Source organism: Enterococcus sp., assembly GCF_022711995.1.
Lineage (GTDB): Bacteria > Bacillota > Bacilli > Lactobacillales > Enterococcaceae > Enterococcus_D.
Genome location: NZ_JALAHI010000083.1, coordinates 19,424 through 37,200 on the forward strand (window position 1 = coordinate 19,424; position 17,777 = coordinate 37,200).

The following is a 17,777-nucleotide window of genomic DNA, read 5'->3' on the forward strand; positions in this document are numbered from 1 at the left end:
CAACCCTCCTAAACAAGCTTAAATTGCTTGGTCTGCACACGAACAAAGAGTCCGATCTCAATCAAAAGCCAAACGATACCAAAAAGCAGCAGCCCTTTAGAAAGCTCAAACTTAGCAGACCCAAAATAAAAACGACTGTACCCCGAAAGAATCTGACCGTAATTCTGGTAGAGATAAACATTTGCGGATTTATCCAAAAATGCACTAAACCAGCGTCGTTGAAAAATCAAGGGACTAATCACGCCAAACCCAGCAATCAAAAGATTGGCTAGTTCAGATCGCCAAAGTGTACTCAATAACAGGATGCCGCGAATGTAGATCAATTGCAGAAACAACCCTACGCCCAGACATTGCAATAAGAAACTACCTATTGGCTGGGTATAAAAAGCATCGATGGCATCAATGGGGTAACGGGCATCAAAAGCAGAGGATAAAATACTCACTGGCAGATCCAATGAACCAAACCCAAATTGACAGCCGACACCAAACCAGATCAAAACCAGCGTGCTACTCATCATTAACGTCGATACCAGAAACAACGCGGCAGTTTTTGCCCAGAGAACATCATCAACGGTAACTGGTAACGATAAAAAGAGACTTTTGTGCCGGCGATCCTTGGTCAGACTATCGATTGCCAAAAAAAGTGTCACCCCGAGAAACACGAACGGCAGAAAGCTCACAAAAGCCCGTTGAACAGACTGGATCCCTGTTTTTTGTTCCAACACATTCTTAGAAAGCTTTTTATTTGGTAATTTGCTGGCACTTTCCATCCATTTTGCGGTGGAGGCGTAGCCATATTTCCCGTCATAAGCCGCATAATAATTCTGATAAGTATAATAATCAGGTGTAAAAAAGATTATTTCATTATCGGTGTAGGCCAGACTCAATTGGTACCACTGACTAGTTGCCTCAGCATATTTTTGCCAATCCTTAGCATCCAGTGCAGCCAATCGTTGACCTTCTGCTTGATTCCAAGGTTCAAACATTCCAACTGCCATCGTGGCGGACCAATGATCCGATGGATTTTCTGCTTGTTCTTCTAAAAAGGATTGTCTCGTCAAGTAACGTTGTTCCATCTCATTCTTATCGATTCGCTCAATTGGACGGTATTGACGATCGTGAAAGCTATAGACCCCTGCTAAGATCACCAGCAAACACCAGAGACCGATGGTTTTCTTGCTTTTGATCAATTGCTGCAGCTCAAAGAGAAAATAATTCTTCATTGAAATACTCCTTTCTGCAGCCAATTTTTCTTGTCCGCAAAGATTAGAAAAAGGATTGCTCCCATACCCCATAACAGGAATAAGAGTAATGCCCCTCCTAATCCGAGGGTCCCCTGGGAAGTCACCGCAAATTCTCCTGTGATGATCTTTTGTAAATCAAAAACAGCAAAAGGTGAATACTTGCTGAATGGCAGACTGGACAATGTTCCGATCCCATAGCAAAGACACAGAATAAAGAAAGAAACATAACGATTCGGAATCAAAACATTGACCACAAACCCCAACAATTCGGTCACAAAAAGCAATGCGGTCAAAAGCACCATTGCTAAAAGGAAATACAGCCAAAACGGCCATGCATGCCACGTTTGCCGATAATAGACTGCCGTCGGATAACTCCAGTCACCTAATTGGCCAATCACTGCCATTGTCAAAAAAATGCCCACTATCAGTACACCGATCGCAGCTAAATGACCAATCACCTTCACCCCTACTTTACTGATCATCCGAATCGGAAAAATTTGTGGATAAGCGTGGATTAATGTGAAATGGCGCTTTTCTTCCAACAAATTGTCACTTGCAAAAAAGGCCATCAACAAAAAGCCGAACCCCAACATTAGCTGGATCACTAAAGCAACTGCCGTTTGCGTATTATCCGCCGTCAAGACTGGTGACTTCTCTTCTTCTACCAGCTGTGAGGATACCACTTGATTTTGCTGCAATTGCCAAATAGGTTGCAAACTAGCTTTGTCAGGAAACCTGGTGTTCCACAATTTCAACTGAACCGCTGCAAGCTCTTCACTGGTTCGATTAAACCGAGGGAATTCTTCCATAATCAAATTTGAAACTTGACGACTAGCCAGTGTGCTGTTTTCTAAAAGCAACTGGTAAGTAGCCTTCTTCTCAGCTGATTCATTAGGATAATTCTGATAGCTATCCACAAGGCGCAGTGCTTGTGCTTTTTGCATCGTGATTTCTGCCTGAACATTGATCGGCTCCATCACTTTAAGATAAACAGCACTGCCGACACCGATAAAAAATGCAGCAATCAGTGTGACGACAAAACTACGCTGTCGCAAGGATTTAGCCAGCAGATTTTTGAAATAGTTCATTTTTTAATCTCCTTAAAAGCCCTAAAGTTATTTTCTCATTATAGCAGATTTGCTAACTTTTGATATTTGTTTCAAGTAAAAAGGCTGCCAAACATCCTTTTACAAATCCAAAAATTAGCATTGACAAACGTGACGATAATCGGTAACATACTTTTTAGACGTAGCTGAATCAGTTGGCTATCTCTACGTATAGGCAGATGTGGTGGAACGGCAGACACGCACGCTTGAGGGGCGTGTGAGCTTAGCTCGTGTGGGTTCAAATCCCATCGTCTGCATCAAAATGAGCAAATTACTTCGGTAGTTTGCTTTTTTCGTTTTTTTCTAAAGGAGGAAGTTGCATTTGTTATTTTTAGAATAATCTGAAAATAGATGAAATGACGCTTCATTGCTGCGACTTTGTTGTTTGAAACTCCTGAATAATTTCCATGGGTGACTCTTCTCTACTGCCAAGAGAATAAAAAGGGCAAGCAAATCCAGCTTACTTTCGTTAAAGGAGCTCAATAAATGTCTGATGAACAGTGGTTACAACTAAGAAGACGGCGCAAAATCGAATTGTATCTTTGCTTGATCGTGGTCGCTCCGATGGTCTACGGATTATGGTGCAATCAAGTTTTTCTTATCAGATATATGACACTGCTCTTTTGTGTTGCAGTCATCACCGCAATCTATGAATGCTTTAGACTACTCTATGATCATCTGAAGGATAAAGAAAAAAACAAGAAAGGATAATTTCCCTAACATCCCGCTAGTAACCTGTTACTTCTCTTGCTTTTTTTCGATCCCTTCTTAGAACGCCTTTCTTGATAAACGAAGCGATTCTTACTTGGAGCCATGCTCCCGAGTAACTCGTTTACTCGCGCCTAGAGAACTAAATCGCTCTTTGATTTGTCACTCAATAGCGGATTAGTTCCCCTTGGAAAAATCTTTTTTGTGTAATCTGTCGCTTTTCCTAAGACTAGGATTTTTTTAGCCTGCTAATTCATAAGCATTTCTTGTCTGCGTGACTGCACCTTAATGGCTAAGATCATAAAGATAACCAATAGACTAGCGAGCAATAATACCCACACTCCATTGCTGAAGGTAATTGAGGGGTTATTATTCTCAAAAGCTAATTGGTTGTTCACAACACGAATGGCGTTCACGTAGGTGGTTGGTAGAAAATGCAGATACTTCGCCATAGGAGCAATTTGACCCGTTAAAAGAACAGCCCCTAATAGAACCACGGTCGAAACAAATAATGTGATAAGACCATTTTTAGCCAGTAGCGATACAAAATAGACACAACTAATCACAAAGAACAAAGAAAGGCACTGTAAGATACCAGCTTTTAGCACTACATTGATTAATGGTTTCGTCTGGTCAAAGACACCATCGTAAATATTAATCGGATACTGAAAGGTTCCAACACCGTTAAGTGCAGAAGACAATGCGAATGTCCCTGCCAAAAAAAGAACGTAGAAGAAGAGACCAAACAGTGTTAAAACCATGATTTTTCTCAGTTGAAATTTGATCGGACTTTCAGGGAATAATTTCTCTATGTCGATTCCTTCGATTATCGACGCATTGACCATATTGCTAATCAATGCCACCAAACATATCATAAAAACAACTGGAAAGATTGAATCCATCATTCGATAGACATAGTTGGCACCCTTCATTTCCAGTCCATCCTGCTGAGGTTCGGCGTTTAGTCGTGAAAGTTCTTTATAGGAAGCATAGTTCATATAAAGGTATTTCTTAAAATCTTCTGAAGCCGGAATATTGGCTTCTACATGGCGCAGTTCGTTTTGTTCCATTAAATTCAATTGAATCGTTAACGCCTCTGTCCATTTCCCGGCTTCCGCAAAACTGATCGCTTGTTCATTCAATCGGATATTGTTAGCCAAAATACTATTGGATTCTGTTATCACTTGTTCATCTTCTTTGGATAGTGACGAATCCGTCGCTAGAATATCCGTTTGATTTCCAACTGCAGTATGCATTATCTGAATATCTTGGTTTAAATTCGCTACAAAGCTAGCATTTTTCATTGCCTGAGTATTCATCATCATTAAAAAGAGCATAATTATCATTGGCAATAGTAATGGGATGAAATTAAGTTTATTCTTCAATCCGATTTTTAACATATACTTGCTATAAATCATCGCTATTCTCCCTTCTCACCTTGAATACTCCATAATCAATCGTGTAGCGATGATCACAAATTTGATAAAAATCCTCACTTTCATGTGCCGAAAAGAGGATACACTTCCCCTTATTTTTCTGTTCCATTAAATGATTCCCCAGAATCGTAACACTTGCTTTATCAAGAGCTATTGTCGGTTCATCCATTATCCAGTAGCTCGCATCTGAAACATAATATAAAGACAAGAGTAATTTTTGTTTCATTCCAAGTGAATAGTTTTTAATACATTCATTTATATATTTCTGCATTCCCCAGAGATGAATCGCCTCATTTATCAATCTCTTGTCGGATTCCCACTGACTACTATACAGGCGTAAATAATCCATGCCCGATAAGGAGGAATGAAACCAATTAGATGTTTCAAAGTAAAAAATCTGCTTTTTTCGTTCTTTCTCTGGTAACTCACCGGTAATTTTTATAGATCCTTTTCTTTCTCGTCTTAACCCACTGATTGTTCGGAATAGGGTAGACTTGCCACTACCGTTCGGCGCAGAGATGCCATGTATCTGCTTTTTATCAAAGGTTGCATTCATACATTCAATCAAAAGGGTATTGGTTTGGATATCAAGATTTTTTATTTCAATCAACTCGTTTCAACCTCCCATTTACTTTTTAAATATCGCTTACTCGTTATTTTTAAACCTTGAAAGTAGTTAATTGCTATTTAAATCATTGTAAACGATATAGTTACTGAATGAAAGGAAAAATACAAGTCTCCACAATACGCCACCTATCAACTATATTTTCAATAGCGGTCCATGGTTTGGTTCTGATAAAACCTAGCTGAGATACTTCCAAATCTCTCACTCCTCAAAAATCTGCCCCAACAAAAAAAGGACCCCTTACAGGGCCCTTCACTTATTTTTTTGTCATTGCTACTTTTAATAATTGGCGTTTCCAGATTGATTGAACACCGTACAAGCCAATTGCCAGAATGCCGATCAATGCCAGATAAGCCAACTTGGCCATTGGATCAATTCCATAGTCAGACATTAATGTATCTTGAACAAATAGGACCATCAAACAGGTTATAATCAACGAAACCCAAATCGTATTCATTGCATGCCACCATTTCATTTTCTTGCGCTCCTTTTTTGATGTTCCAAGTATCTCATAAAGATCAAGATTGACCATCCGTCTTGGGACTGAAAGCGCAAAAAAGTTTTAGAAAAAAATCAATTAACTTGGATAAGTAATTTTCAATTGAATGCCGTTAGGATCAATCAAAGCCAAACGAGAACTTGTTTCAAGGGTAAACGCCACCGCTTCATGCTCTAAATGGCTGATTAAGTCATCGAAAGCTTCTTTGGTTGGAACAACAAAAGTATAATAAGCCAATCCTAGATCATTGGCCTGCATCGAAGAGACCCCTCTTCCCATCCAAGTATTGGAGCCAATATGGTGATGATATTCTCCTGCTGCAAAAAACTTGGCTTGATTTCCAAAGTTGCTCTTTAAGCTTAATCCCAACGTTTGGGTATAAAACGTTTCTGTTTGATCCAAATCAGCCACTTTTAAATGGACATGGCCGACAATGGTCTCTTGAGGAAAATTGGTCTGCTGGCGGTCTGCGGCTGCAACGACCCCTTCTGCATCCATTTCTTCGGTGATTCCTACGATTTCACCATCTTCTCGAATATCCCATTCAGATTTTGGTTTGTCTCGATAGACTTCAATGCCGTTTCCTTCGGGATCGGTTAGATACAATGCTTCGCTGTAGCCGTGATCACTGGCACCATCGATTGGCGCATTGCTCTGTAAATAGTGGATCAATGAATTGCCTAAATCTTTACGGGTTGGTAAAAGAAATGCGACATGAAACAATCCGGTTCGTCTGGTCAGAGGTAACGGATTTTCAATTTTGATCAATTCAAGCAATGTTTGCTGGGAAGTACCCAATTTCGCTGTCTGTTGATTTTTTTCGATCAATGATAAGCCAATCACTTGCGTATAAAATGCGGTCATTTTTTCTAAGTTGGCTACTTTCAAGACAACTTTTCCGATTTTAGTTTTTTCATGTAGTTGAAATTCTGGAATGATTACGTTCATTGTTTTTGCCCCTTTTCTCATCTTAACAGGATGACTTGTTACTTTTATAATAACACTAACTTAAAGTAAGTAAAGAAATATGCTTTTCTGGCAAACACAACAAACGATAACTCCTGATCTATAGTATTTGATTACAACAATTATTCCCAGTGCTTAGTGGAAAGTGGCTGCCATCCTTCTCCTCCGATAGTTTCTATTTGGCTTTTTCGTCTCTTCCTTGTAGAAGCTGGCATTTTCCTTTCTGATTTCCCGAAAACACTAAGCAGGATCACTATTTAAAAAGTATTAGCTACCCTCATTATTCCCATAGCTTCTAGTTGATCTTTTTGTCGCTTAGTTTAGTCAACAATTATCGAAACGCTTTAGCCTCCTCTCCTTGATCGCAAATGAAATGATCTCAGTTTACCAACTCCACAAAAAAACTATTTGCCGGATTATTAACCAGCAAATAGTTTTTTTAAAGTCTTTTAGCTTTTGGGAAAAAGCATCAGCACCTGTTAAAGACGCTTACTTAATTTTTTGATTGATAATCGGCAGTAAACTCTTCGATGATTTTGTCGCCGCCATTTTTACGGAAAGTTTCCACTGCTGCATCAAACCCATCCATCTCGATTTCACCAGTCATGTATTGGTAGTATGCATCAGATACCCCTTCCAATAAACTTGACCATGATTTATCATAGGTTTCTGAAGTAAGAGATTGCGCCGGATTGATCACCGCATACGCTTCATTTTCAGAAATCTTTTCGTTCGCTAAATTGACATACGGATTGCTTGATGGGAAAACTGTCACTAACTCAGATGGTCGTGAAGATGCATAAGGCTGCACTTCTTGCTGCCATTTTGTGTCGTCTAAACGGACGTATACGCCATCGTCATCTACTTCATAGTGAACCCCTTCAATCCCCTGAGTCATCAACGTAAAGGCTTCTTCATCCATTAAATCATTGATAAATTTCAATACAACTTTTAAATCATCTTCCGTTTTGACATTTTCTTTTGGAATAGCTAGCCAACCACCCATTCCGCCATTAGTATCCGATAAGATTCGTCGTTCGACATCGCCATAGGTGATATCATTGATCAATGCCCATTCCATATGCTCTTCGTCTGTCCCAACTGCATCATCCACATAATTGCGGACTTCTTGCAAACCACTGATCACAATACCGCCTTTTCCTTGCACAATATAATTACGTTGATCATTCTTTGCCATAACGGCAAAATCTGAATTCATCCAACCATTTGCGTATATATTGCGGAACCATTCCATCGCTTCTTTGTACTCAGGTTGCATAAAGGATGGAATCACTTCATTTTCAGCAGTGACCGAGAATAGATTATCGGCACCAAAGTAACCGGATAATGATCGGAAGCCAACATTAAAGGATTCTTCCCGTTCCACAAAACCAACCGTATCTTTGACACCATTTCCATCTGGATCATCTTCCGTAAAGGCTTGCGCCACTTTTTCCAACTCTTCTAATGTAGAAGGCACTTCCAAGCCAAGGTTATCTAACCAATCTTTACGTACTAGAACCCCATAGCGGGCAATCGGTTTTTGATAAGGAACACCATAAATGTGTCCGTCGATTCGTGAAGATTCTAATCGCTCTTCTGAGATTGCCGCTAAATTAGGGAAATCTTTTAAATAGGGTTCAACATCCCAAAACATTCCCGAAGCTAATGAACTACGGACTGTCGTATTCGTGATTTCTGTAAGACTAACGATATCTGCTAATGATTGGGAAGCTAACGCTGCATTCAAGCGCTCTGTTTTGGATGCATCGGGAATCCAGGTAAAGTCGATATCCATTCCGGTAAAATCTTCCAATTTTTCAATGACCTCTCCTGAAGGCGGTGCTGCCGTATGAAGCATCGTCATCCAAGAGATACTTGTTCTTTCATCACTTTCTTTCCCACTGGTACTGCCTTCGTTCTCTTTGTTTCCACATGCTGACAATAAAATCCCGGCACAGATAAATAGACTTGCAATTTTACTTTTTTTCATTTGTTCGTCCTCTTCTCATTTTTAATTGTCGGATCGCATTGATTGTGATGCGCTCCGCAAACCTAGTCCCCTCTCCGAATGGATGCTAGGTCTTCCTCATGGATCTAGTAGCTAGCTTGAGGGATCCCTATTTCACGATCAAGCGTTTCCAATTTTCTTGGGTTGATACTGAAAATAGCGGAAATCCGCAAAGGTGCCTTTAAAAACACCTAAGTCTTGTACAGTGATACCAACAAAGTTTCCCGTAAATCCGCCAGCTAAAAACAGTATATGTTGCCTTTGACCAAATTTTTGCCAATCACTCCCTTGTTTATAATAAAACTGCGCGCTTTCATGATCCACGACCACTTTCAAAGAAATTGCTTGATTTTCGATCGCTACTTGCTCTTCTAACAAACAAAATTCTCCTTTGGTACAGCGCATCATCCGCAGAACAATCCCTAATGTTTCATCATACGTGACACATTGATACAAATAGTTTTCTTCATTTAAATATAAGCACATCCCTGCCATTTGGTTGAATGTTTTTGGTTCAAAACGCAACTCTGTTTGCGCCGAAAACTGAAAGTCTTTTTGACGGATGGCAAGTAAATGTTTTTGGAAAGTGGATTGCAGCGATTCTCCAGATAGCATCCGCAAAAAACCTGGCCGGGAAGATAGATCGCACCATGAGGCTTCTGGTAAAATTCTGCGACCATTCCACTCTTTCTTTAATGAATCCGTAAACGGATCATAAAAATCGGTCTCCTTGGCTTGAACAGTAGCCGCTTTGATTTGAATGGCCTGATCGGGAATTTTTTTCCCATTGGCCAATGCAAGCCAATTATCCTCTGTCCAATAAACTTCTTGGAGAGCTGTTTCTCTTCCTAAAATTGCTGCGCCCTCAATAGGCCGCGTCATTAGATAACTCATAAACCATTGTCCAGCTGGCGTCTCCACAAGGCTTCCGTGCCCAGTACATTTGAATGGTGTATCCGGACTTTCTTTGGCAGTCATCATTGGATAATTAGGATCTGTCTCATAGGGTCCAGTGATCTCTTTGCTGCGACAAACTGTAACCGCATGATCTTTCCCAGTACCGCCTTCTGCCGTTAGTAAATAATAATAGCCATTGCGATGGTATAAATGAGGCGCTTCGGTTTTGGCTAACTGGGTGCCAGAAAAGATTTTGTAGATCGGACCTGTCAACTTTTCTTCTTTTAAATCCAGTTCTTGCAGCACAATCCCTGCAGATTTATTTGGTGTCTCATACCGATAGTCCCAAATTTCATTCAGCAGCCATTTTCTGCCGTTGCGATCATGGAATAAGGAGGGATCAAATCCACTGGAATTAAGATACAGCGGCTCACTCCACGGTCCGTGGATACTATCTGCCGTGATCAGATAGTTGTGGCAATCCTTAAAAGGTCGAGTGGTATTTTTGACATTGGTGTACACGCAATAGAATTTTCCTGCATCATAACTGATTTGAGGCGCCCAAATACTACAGTTAGAGGGGTTGCCTTTTAGATCTGCTTGGTCTGTCAGAAGATCTGTTTCGTGAAACCAATTCACTAAATCATTTGAAGTGTAGATACGAATACCTGGAAGCCATTCAAATGAAGAAACAGCAATATAATAAGTATTTTCCACTCTTAAAATACAAGGATCGGGGTTAAATCCCGGTAAAATCGGATTTATAATCGTTGTCACTTTTTTCTTCCTTTCTAGGTTTGAGGAAAAGCTGCTTTTTCTGATGGGCGGCGAAAGAAGCACAGCCCTCCAGCAATCAAGAAGAAAAAGGCAATCGGGAATGCGAGCAATTGACTTCCTATCAGACAGCAAATTCCAGCAATCAAATATAATGTACCAGCTTTTTTACGATAATTACGGTAAGTAAGCAAGAGGCTGGCTGCAGCAATGAGGACTAGCACGAGTAAAAGGGTAAAACCGAACCAGGCACCCAAAGATTTGAATAATTCCAGTGCTTCTGTTAGCGGCATACCAGTCATGATGCTAGGAAAGACTGGGGTAAACAGTTGTTTGAAATCGGCTAGAGAGATTTGATTGATGATTAACGTATATCCGCCAAGAAAGACAACCGCTAAAGCCCCGCCGATCCAGCCGAATAAAAGCTCAATGTTCCTCTTCATAATCCTTCGCTCCTTTAATAGTTAGCCACGAGTCCCTCACGGGTAATTTTGTATAATAACAATTTTCTTCACGGTAGTGGACCGTGGATCGATCGGTCAACTGCCAATCATGCCAACCAGCATCAACTAATTGGGCATCGAAGCGGCAACCAGTAAACAATGTTTTGGCATATTTCCGCCATGGACGCCCTAAGTAGTAGGGTTTATCTCCTGAGATCACACAATCGCTAAAGATCAATCCTTTCTGATTCAATGGAGTTGACGCAGCAGTGAGATAATTGGTTTGCGGACTGTTTTTACAGTGAATCCGACACTGGTAGAAACAAGCACTGCCTCCACCGAAAATAAAGTCTACCGTACCGCTAATGTCACATTGATAGAACATACTCTCTTGAACCGGATAACTTTTTTTGACCCAAGGGCTTTCTAATGGGAGCCCAGTTTTGTTTTTTGCGGGTAAAGGGCCTAAACAGAGCGTGTCCTGATAGGCATCCAATAGACAGGAGACAAAGGATAGATTGGTGCCCTCTAGGTAGACAGCAACTGCTTGTCCTACTTGATTGCCCATGCCCGCCTGATTTGCCACGCGAATATTTTCCATATAGATGTCCTCTCCATTGATGAAGAGGGTTGCCGTTTGGAAGGTTCCTCGCACTTTTCCCTGTTCGTCCTTTTCAAAAGCCCCACAGCTTGCCACAATCTCCACCGAACCTTTACCCACCAATGACAGCTGATTGCGATAGATTTTGATGGTTTCCGCATAGATGCCTTCATCAATCACAATCTCGCAGCTTCCCGCTAGTTTATCGGCAAAATCAATTGCGGACTGAATTTGTTTAAACTGACAGTCTTCACTTGATCCTACCGTGAGTCTATGCTGTCTAAATGGCGGTTTAGGAACGCACGCCATGTCCGTCTCATCTCCTTTGTCTCCTCATGGGCTCCCTTGAAGATTTTTGCTTGCCAATGCTCCGGTTGGCCTAAAGAACTATAGTATGCCTGTAATTCTTGATTGATTTTTTCTACACCAGCAATGGGACATAACGGATCAGACTGCCCAACTAAGCTTAAACGGGGGCGAGGGGCGATCATTTTTTGGATATCTGCGGTGGAAAAAGCAGTCAGCACACCGGGAACGTAATAATAATACCCATGTTTATCCAGACGGTTTTCATCGATCAATGTCTGATAATCGACTTGTGCGGCAAGATCTACCACTAGAGCGATTCGTTCATCGACTGCAGCCAGCCACCAGCTCATCAGTCCACCCATAGACATTCCGATGGTAGCGATTTGATGGCTATCGACTTCTGTTCTGGATAAGATATAACTTAAAAATTGCTGGTTGTCGTAGATTCGTTGTCCCCAAAGGGTTTGGCCGTAGAGACTAAATTTCTTGAAAAGAGCACTTTCCCCCTGTTCCCTTTCTCCAAAGCCCCACATATCGATTGCACCAACAGCATAGCCATCTTCGATCAATGCCTCCAGAAAACTTTCCGGCTGCAAATAGGAGCTGCTGCTGCGCAATTCTTCTTTGCCACTGGTAAAATCACCGCCGTGGGAGTGGTTGAACAGGACAAAAGGCACCGGCTGGTTGCCATAGGGGTAGGCAAAATAAGCAGGAACAGGTTCTTGTTGATTGAGATCAAGCAACAGTTTTTCTAAACAGTAGCTTTCGGTATAAATCAGTTCCTTTTCTAAGAGAACGGGTTCCTGTTGAGGGAAAGTTCCCAGAAAATGTTGCAATCTTTGTTGCTGATTCACGTGAAATCTCCTTGAACCACGAGAGGGCGGCCATTTTCCAGCGAGCGGTCTACCGTGATTCCTTGACTGTTTTCGACATGGAAAGGATTTTCTACATCTACTAATTCCAAACGATCAAACTGAATGTTTTTGGCGCAACCAATATAGAAACCTTGCTTGCTCATTTCATTCATTCCGGTCATCATCGCTGGTTTCCCGGGCAGGGGATTTTTTGCCATGGAGATCGAAACATCTTGAAAGGAAACATCAGAGATAAATTGTTCGGATAAGCCATAGATAAATCCAGCAGCTGCATGGACATTTCGGGCGGAGATATTGGCAAAGTGAATGCGCCTAAATTGAGGCGTTTCTTCTGTAATTGGGTACGGATTTTTATCCCAGACATACTTTTCCTTGCCTTTTGGCCCACAGAAATAATACAGATTCAATGTAAAGGGGCAAATCACATTGTCCATAATCAGGTTATTGACCCGAATATCTTCAATGATCCCGCCTCTTCCTCTGCGGGATTTCAAACGAATACCGCGATCGGTATCTTGAAAAATACAGTTTGTGATGGTCACATGACGAATATCTCCGCTCATTTCACTTCCTAGCACCACACCACCATGACCATGCAGCATTTGACAGTTGGTGATGGTGATATTCTCGCAAGAAACTCGGTCTTTTGTCTCTTCTGTTCCTGATTTGATGGCAATACAGTCATCCCCCACATCGATCAAACAATTGCTGATACGAACATTTTTACAGGACTCCGGATCAATCCCATCGGTATTTGGTGAATCTGCGGGATTGTTGATTTTGACATTATCCACGGTTACGTCTTGGCACAAGATGGGGTTAACTGTCCAACTAGGAGAATTGATCAAGCGAATATCCCGCAATGTGATCTGCTGACAGGAATCAAAACTAATCAGCTTTGGACGAGGATATGCCAACTGTTCTGGATGTTCACGGAAAACCTGCCACCATTTCTGCCCTTGGCCATCTAATGTACCAAAACCAGTGATGGCAATATTCTCGGCGTCTTCCGCATAAATACAAGAGGCATGGACTTCCCTTTTCACTCCCTCCCAGCGAGAAACGACCACCGGATATTCTTTCGGATCATCTGAAAAGCGGAGAATCGCTCCCGGTTGTAAGTGCAGCTCGACATGACTTTTCAGCACTAGCGAGCCGGTGGGATAGATACCTGAAGCAAAAATCAAGCGTCCGCCTCCTGCCTGATGCAGCTGGTCGATCTGTGCTTGAATCGTCGCTGTCATGGATCCTTCTGCTGTAAATTCTTTCGCGTCAATGTGTCTTTCCATTTTTATCTCCTTCCATACTGAGGGGTTCCAATAAAAGACTTGCCTGCAAGAAAGCACCGTAGCCTTTAAAATCATTGGTAATAATTGGTTCGCTGATGTAATAGACAAAGGAGCCATCCCGCTTGTCTGCTCCTCCAAGGCCGGCTACTTGACAGTTTCTTGTCAAATTTAGCCATCCATTTGCTGTAATAAATACAAACTCATCAATGATCCCTTGATACGTCTCTTGGATAAAAAGATCCCAACTCTCGTCAAGAACGCCAATGTTGCGGGCTTTCGCAGCTGCATAACAGATCATAGAAGATGCTGAGGCTTCCAGATAATTCCCGTGTTGCTGACCTTTATCCAGCACTTGGTACCACACTTTCTTTTCTTTGTCCCGAACTTTTGCTAATGCTTGCAAACAACGATGAAACATGGTCTGCAATTCTTCTGTAAGCGCCGGAGACTCAATCAAAGCGATGGTATCGATGAGGGCCATCATAAACCAACCCATTGAGCGGCCCCAGAAATTTGCGGAACAGCCGGTTTGAGGATCGGACCAAAATTGCACTTTTTTCTCATCCCAAGCATGGTAAAGCAACCCGCTTTGCGCATCTACCGTATGCTGGTAGCAAAGTCTGAATTGTTTGATCACTTCCGTCAGTCCTTGGCCATCAGCAAAGGTCAGCAAATACTCTGCCAAAAATGGTGCTCCCATATAAAGACCATCCAGCCACATCTGATGCGGATAGATCTTTTTGTGCCAAAAACCCCCTTCCGAAGTACGAGGCATCTTTTCTAGCTGCAAATACAAAAGATCCAATGCTTGCCGGTATTTTTCTTCACCAGTTTCTTGATACAGTAGAAACAACAGTTTGCCATTATTGATATGATCGATATTCATTGCATCAAAGTCATAATTTTTGATAGTGCCATCTTCTTGAATGTAGAAATCAAGGGTTTCTTTCAGATAGTTCACATACTTCTTCTCATTGGTTTGAAGGTAGGCTTCTTTGACCCCTTGAAGTACCACTCCAATATCATAGGACCACTTCCCATGATAAACGCGTTCATTTGGTAAAAGCTGGTATCGCTCAAATAATGTGTTCAATGCAACTTCGGATAATTTTGTCAACGCTCATTCGTCCTTTCTAAATTGAAGCTTCTTTCAGAATCGGCTCCGGTTCCTTTTTAGGCGTCATCTCTTGTAAAATCAATTTACCGGGGATCGCCAAAACAAAACCTGCAAAACCAATTCCAAAGAAAAATAAACTAGCGGGTAAATAGAGGGAAGCTAGAATATAACAGCCGATAAGTACAGTCCAACTAATGATGGAATAATGAAGGTACCCTAATCCTAGCAATGCACTTCCTCGCAGGATTTCTTTAATCGTGGCAAATTTTGTAGCCGCCATCACTGTATACACATGGGTAAACATAAATTGACTAACGATCAAAACGAGTACATTTGCCACTTGGAAATACCAGCGAAGCGGTGAAAAAATATTGGTGATCAAAATCAGCATCACTCCCCCATAAAGCCAGCTCACTAGTAGCGACTGGCGGTAGCGTTCTTTGAAAAAATGAAAGAAGCTTTTGGTTATAGGGGGATGCTCTTTTAATCTCAACCAACGATCGTAGTATTTCATCATGGCATAGGTTGCTGGTCCTGCACCAAAAATCACCAAGCCAAAGAGGGTGAATAACAGCCATAATACGTGTAAGTAGGCAATCGTCAAAAAACCGATCATGACTGTATTGATGCGATTTATTTTTTCGATAGTCATTGAAACGCCTCCTTAATAAATCCCATCTTCTCCTACTTTCTTTGCTAAACGGTTAGCAAAGACAACTAAGATCAACCCAACAACGCCCTTGAATAATCCGACTGCTGTTGAATAACTTAATTGGCCATTTTGAATCCCCGCTGTAAATACATAGGTATCAAAAATTTGGGCAACGTCGCGATTCATTGAGTTCATCAATAAGAACATATGCTCAAATCCCATATCTAGGATCGAACCAATTTTTAATATCAGCAATGTCACGATCGTTGGTCGAATACAAGGGAGTGTGATATGCCACATTTTACGCAGTTTCCCAGCGCCATCCATATCCGCTGCTTCATACAACTGTTCATCGACGTTGGTAATTGCCGCTAAATAAACGATCGTCCCCCAACCTGCGCCTTTCCACAGATCTTGGAAAATATACATCGGACGAAGCCAAGCTTTGCTGGTCAGAAATGAAATTCGCTGGCCGCCGAACTGTTCGATCAAATTATTGATGACACCGCCTTCTGTTGTAAGCAGCACATAGAAAATCGATACCACGATTACCCATGACATGAAGTGCGGCAAATATATAATCGTTTGAATGCCCTTTTTCAATCGCTGGCTACGGACCTCATTGAGCATTAATGCCAAAATGATTGGGAAGGGAAAAGAAATCGTCAGATTCAATAAAAACATGATCAGCGTATTCTTCATTAACATCATGAATGTATCTTCCGTAAATAAACGAATAAAGTGTGTCAATCCTACAAACGGACTATCGAGAATCCCGATAAAGGGCTGATAATCTTGAAAGGCGATAACAAGTCCGCCCATCGGAAGATACTTAAATAAGAGGAAATAGACAATTCCTGGCAGCAACATCAAATAAAGCGCTCGGTTCTTTTTGATCTGTGCCCATTTTTTCTTTTTTAATTTTATTCGCTGTTCTTTTTCACTCAGTGGCGAAAAATAGTTTTGTTCCATATTGTTTTCCAATCGTACAACCTCCGTTTCAATTTCTTTACTGAATCCATGTTATCTTGGAATAGAAATAACGTATATAATCATTTTCCACTATTTGAAAACGCATACAAAATTTCTTGGGCATTTTTCTGTAGGATATTGTATAAAATGCTTATGTACCAATGGTTAGACCGTGATTGTGATTTTTTTAACATGGGAAGATGATTATATACGTTGCAGTGATTCCGTGATAAATTCAAACTATTCATAAACAAAAAAAACGGAGGGATGTTTCATGCAACAACTTTTAAAGAAAAAAAGGCAATCCGGAAGCGAGGGAGTCATTCAAGGGTTTATTATCGCTTTTCTTTTGCTCTTTACATTGATGTGTTTACTGCCCTTTCTGAATATCTTAGGTAGCTCATTTGCTACACCTTCAGAAATCGCCACGAGAACGTTTATTATTATTCCTAGAGAGTTTACTCTAAATGCTTATCGGTATATCTTGTCTACACCGACTATCTTTCAGAGTATCGGTGTTTCGATCCTGGTAACCGTATTAGGAACCTTTCTTTCTATGGTAGTAACTTCATTGATGGCCTATGCATTGTCTCGAAAATATTTACACGGCAGAGGGATTTTTAATTTTATCGTCGTCTTCACTATGCTTTTTAGCGGAGGCATGATCCCTACCTTTATTTTGGTACAAAGTTTAGGGTTGATCGATTCGATCTGGTCCTTGATTTTGCCCGGAGTCGTCAGTGCCTATAATATGATCATCATGCGGAATTTCTTCCAAGGCATTCCTGATAGCTTAGAAGAATCGGCGAAAATGGATGGTTGCTCTGACTGGGGTGTCTTTTTCCGCATCATTTTACCATTGTCCTTGCCTTCCATTGCGACGATATCCTTGTTTTATGCCGTTGCCTATTGGAATACCTTTCAGTCAGCAATTCTTTATATCAATGATTCCTCCAAATGGCCGATCCAAGTCTTGTTGCGCCAAATCGTGATCGTTTCCAGCGGAATGAATGCTGATGCTTCCAGCGTGGATGTCGTGCCTCCTGCACAGTCCGTCAAAATGGCCGTAATCACCATCGCAACTCTGCCTATGTTGATTGCTTATCCGTTTGTTCAAAAGTATTTTGTGAAAGGAGCTATGGTCGGCTCTGTCAAAGGCTAACTATCGATCGTAAAAAAAGAACCTTCAATGTAGCTGTCTGAAATGGCTGACTCCCCTTCAGACAATGCATTGAAGTTTTTTTTTGAAATAA

At 41.2% G+C, this 17,777-nt stretch carries 17 protein-coding genes and 1 tRNA gene; 3 read left to right on the forward strand and 15 right to left on the reverse strand.

Going from position 1 to position 17,777, the window contains the following annotated elements; genetic code table 11:
• Window positions 1–8: 8 nt before the first annotated feature.
• Both Q0A12_RS07940 and Q0A12_RS07945 read right to left on the reverse strand, forming a co-directional pair.
• Window positions 9–1,223 carry an ABC transporter permease subunit gene (locus Q0A12_RS07940; RefSeq protein WP_291292117.1) on the reverse strand — a complete coding sequence of 405 codons (1,215 nt, stop codon included), beginning with the start codon at window positions 1,221–1,223 and terminating at the stop codon, window positions 9–11.
• Window positions 1,220–2,332, reverse strand: coding sequence for a hypothetical protein (locus tag Q0A12_RS07945; protein WP_291292118.1), 1,113 nt, complete (start codon window positions 2,330–2,332; stop codon window positions 1,220–1,222). The genes Q0A12_RS07940 and Q0A12_RS07945 overlap by 4 nt, the downstream gene beginning before the upstream one ends.
• Window positions 2,333–2,525: 193 nt before the next feature.
• Here Q0A12_RS07945 and Q0A12_RS07950 point away from each other — a divergent pair.
• Window positions 2,526–2,607, forward strand: a tRNA-Leu gene (locus Q0A12_RS07950).
• Window positions 2,608–2,836: 229 nt separating this feature from the next.
• Window positions 2,837–3,061, forward strand: coding sequence for a hypothetical protein (locus Q0A12_RS07955; protein ID WP_291292119.1), 225 nt, complete (start codon window positions 2,837–2,839; stop codon window positions 3,059–3,061).
• Between the two features lie 245 nt (window positions 3,062–3,306).
• Here Q0A12_RS07955 and Q0A12_RS07960 read toward each other — a convergent pair whose 3' ends face one another.
• The 13 genes from Q0A12_RS07960 to Q0A12_RS08020 all read right to left on the reverse strand — a co-directional run bounded on the left by Q0A12_RS07960 (window position 3,307) and on the right by Q0A12_RS08020 (window position 16,524).
• A complete protein-coding gene (locus Q0A12_RS07960) occupies window positions 3,307–4,476 on the reverse strand; it encodes a hypothetical protein (protein WP_291292120.1) in 1,170 nt (389 codons plus the stop codon).
• Window positions 4,466–5,104: an ATP-binding cassette domain-containing protein gene (locus Q0A12_RS07965; RefSeq protein WP_291292121.1), complete on the reverse strand. Its 639-nt coding sequence runs from the start codon at window positions 5,102–5,104 to the stop codon at window positions 4,466–4,468. Before Q0A12_RS07965 ends, Q0A12_RS07960 begins: the two co-directional genes overlap by 11 nt.
• 271 nt (window positions 5,105–5,375) lie before the next feature.
• Entirely contained in the window at window positions 5,376–5,594 is a 219-nt protein-coding gene (locus Q0A12_RS07970; protein WP_291292122.1) for a hypothetical protein, read from the reverse strand.
• A 102-nt stretch (window positions 5,595–5,696) separates the two neighbouring features.
• Window positions 5,697–6,566 carry a VOC family protein gene (locus tag Q0A12_RS07975; protein ID WP_291292123.1) on the reverse strand — a complete coding sequence of 290 codons (870 nt, stop codon included), beginning with the start codon at window positions 6,564–6,566 and terminating at the stop codon, window positions 5,697–5,699.
• Window positions 6,567–7,077: 511 nt separating this feature from the next.
• A complete protein-coding gene (locus Q0A12_RS07980) occupies window positions 7,078–8,577 on the reverse strand; it encodes an extracellular solute-binding protein (RefSeq protein ID WP_291292124.1) in 1,500 nt (499 codons plus the stop codon).
• A 138-nt stretch (window positions 8,578–8,715) separates the two neighbouring features.
• Entirely contained in the window at window positions 8,716–10,269 is a 1,554-nt protein-coding gene (locus Q0A12_RS07985) for a glycoside hydrolase family 43 protein (protein ID WP_291292125.1), read from the reverse strand.
• A gap of 14 nt (window positions 10,270–10,283) precedes the next feature.
• Window positions 10,284–10,709 carry a DUF4064 domain-containing protein gene (locus Q0A12_RS07990; RefSeq protein ID WP_291292126.1) on the reverse strand — a complete coding sequence of 142 codons (426 nt, stop codon included), beginning with the start codon at window positions 10,707–10,709 and terminating at the stop codon, window positions 10,284–10,286.
• Window positions 10,693–11,619: a pectinesterase family protein gene (locus tag Q0A12_RS07995; RefSeq protein WP_291292127.1), complete on the reverse strand. Its 927-nt coding sequence runs from the start codon at window positions 11,617–11,619 to the stop codon at window positions 10,693–10,695. Before Q0A12_RS07995 ends, Q0A12_RS07990 begins: the two co-directional genes overlap by 17 nt.
• On the reverse strand, window positions 11,571–12,473 hold the full coding sequence (locus Q0A12_RS08000) for an alpha/beta fold hydrolase (protein ID WP_291292128.1): 903 nt from the start codon (window positions 12,471–12,473) through the stop codon (window positions 11,571–11,573). Before Q0A12_RS08000 ends, Q0A12_RS07995 begins: the two co-directional genes overlap by 49 nt.
• A complete protein-coding gene (locus tag Q0A12_RS08005; RefSeq protein WP_291292151.1) occupies window positions 12,470–13,738 on the reverse strand; it encodes a glycoside hydrolase family 28 protein in 1,269 nt (422 codons plus the stop codon). The genes Q0A12_RS08000 and Q0A12_RS08005 overlap by 4 nt, the downstream gene beginning before the upstream one ends.
• Before the next feature lie 28 nt (window positions 13,739–13,766).
• Window positions 13,767–14,900, reverse strand: a complete 1,134-nt coding sequence (locus Q0A12_RS08010; protein ID WP_291292129.1) for a glycoside hydrolase family 88 protein — start codon at window positions 14,898–14,900, stop codon at window positions 13,767–13,769.
• Between the two features lie 16 nt (window positions 14,901–14,916).
• A complete protein-coding gene (locus tag Q0A12_RS08015; RefSeq protein ID WP_291292130.1) occupies window positions 14,917–15,552 on the reverse strand; it encodes a YesL family protein in 636 nt (211 codons plus the stop codon).
• Between the two features lie 12 nt (window positions 15,553–15,564).
• Window positions 15,565–16,524: a sugar ABC transporter permease gene (locus Q0A12_RS08020; RefSeq protein WP_291292152.1), complete on the reverse strand. Its 960-nt coding sequence runs from the start codon at window positions 16,522–16,524 to the stop codon at window positions 15,565–15,567.
• A gap of 274 nt (window positions 16,525–16,798) precedes the next feature.
• Here Q0A12_RS08020 and Q0A12_RS08025 point away from each other — a divergent pair, with 274 nt between their 5' ends.
• Window positions 16,799–17,686: a carbohydrate ABC transporter permease gene (locus Q0A12_RS08025; RefSeq protein ID WP_291292131.1), complete on the forward strand. Its 888-nt coding sequence runs from the start codon at window positions 16,799–16,801 to the stop codon at window positions 17,684–17,686.
• Window positions 17,687–17,777 lie beyond the last annotated feature (91 nt).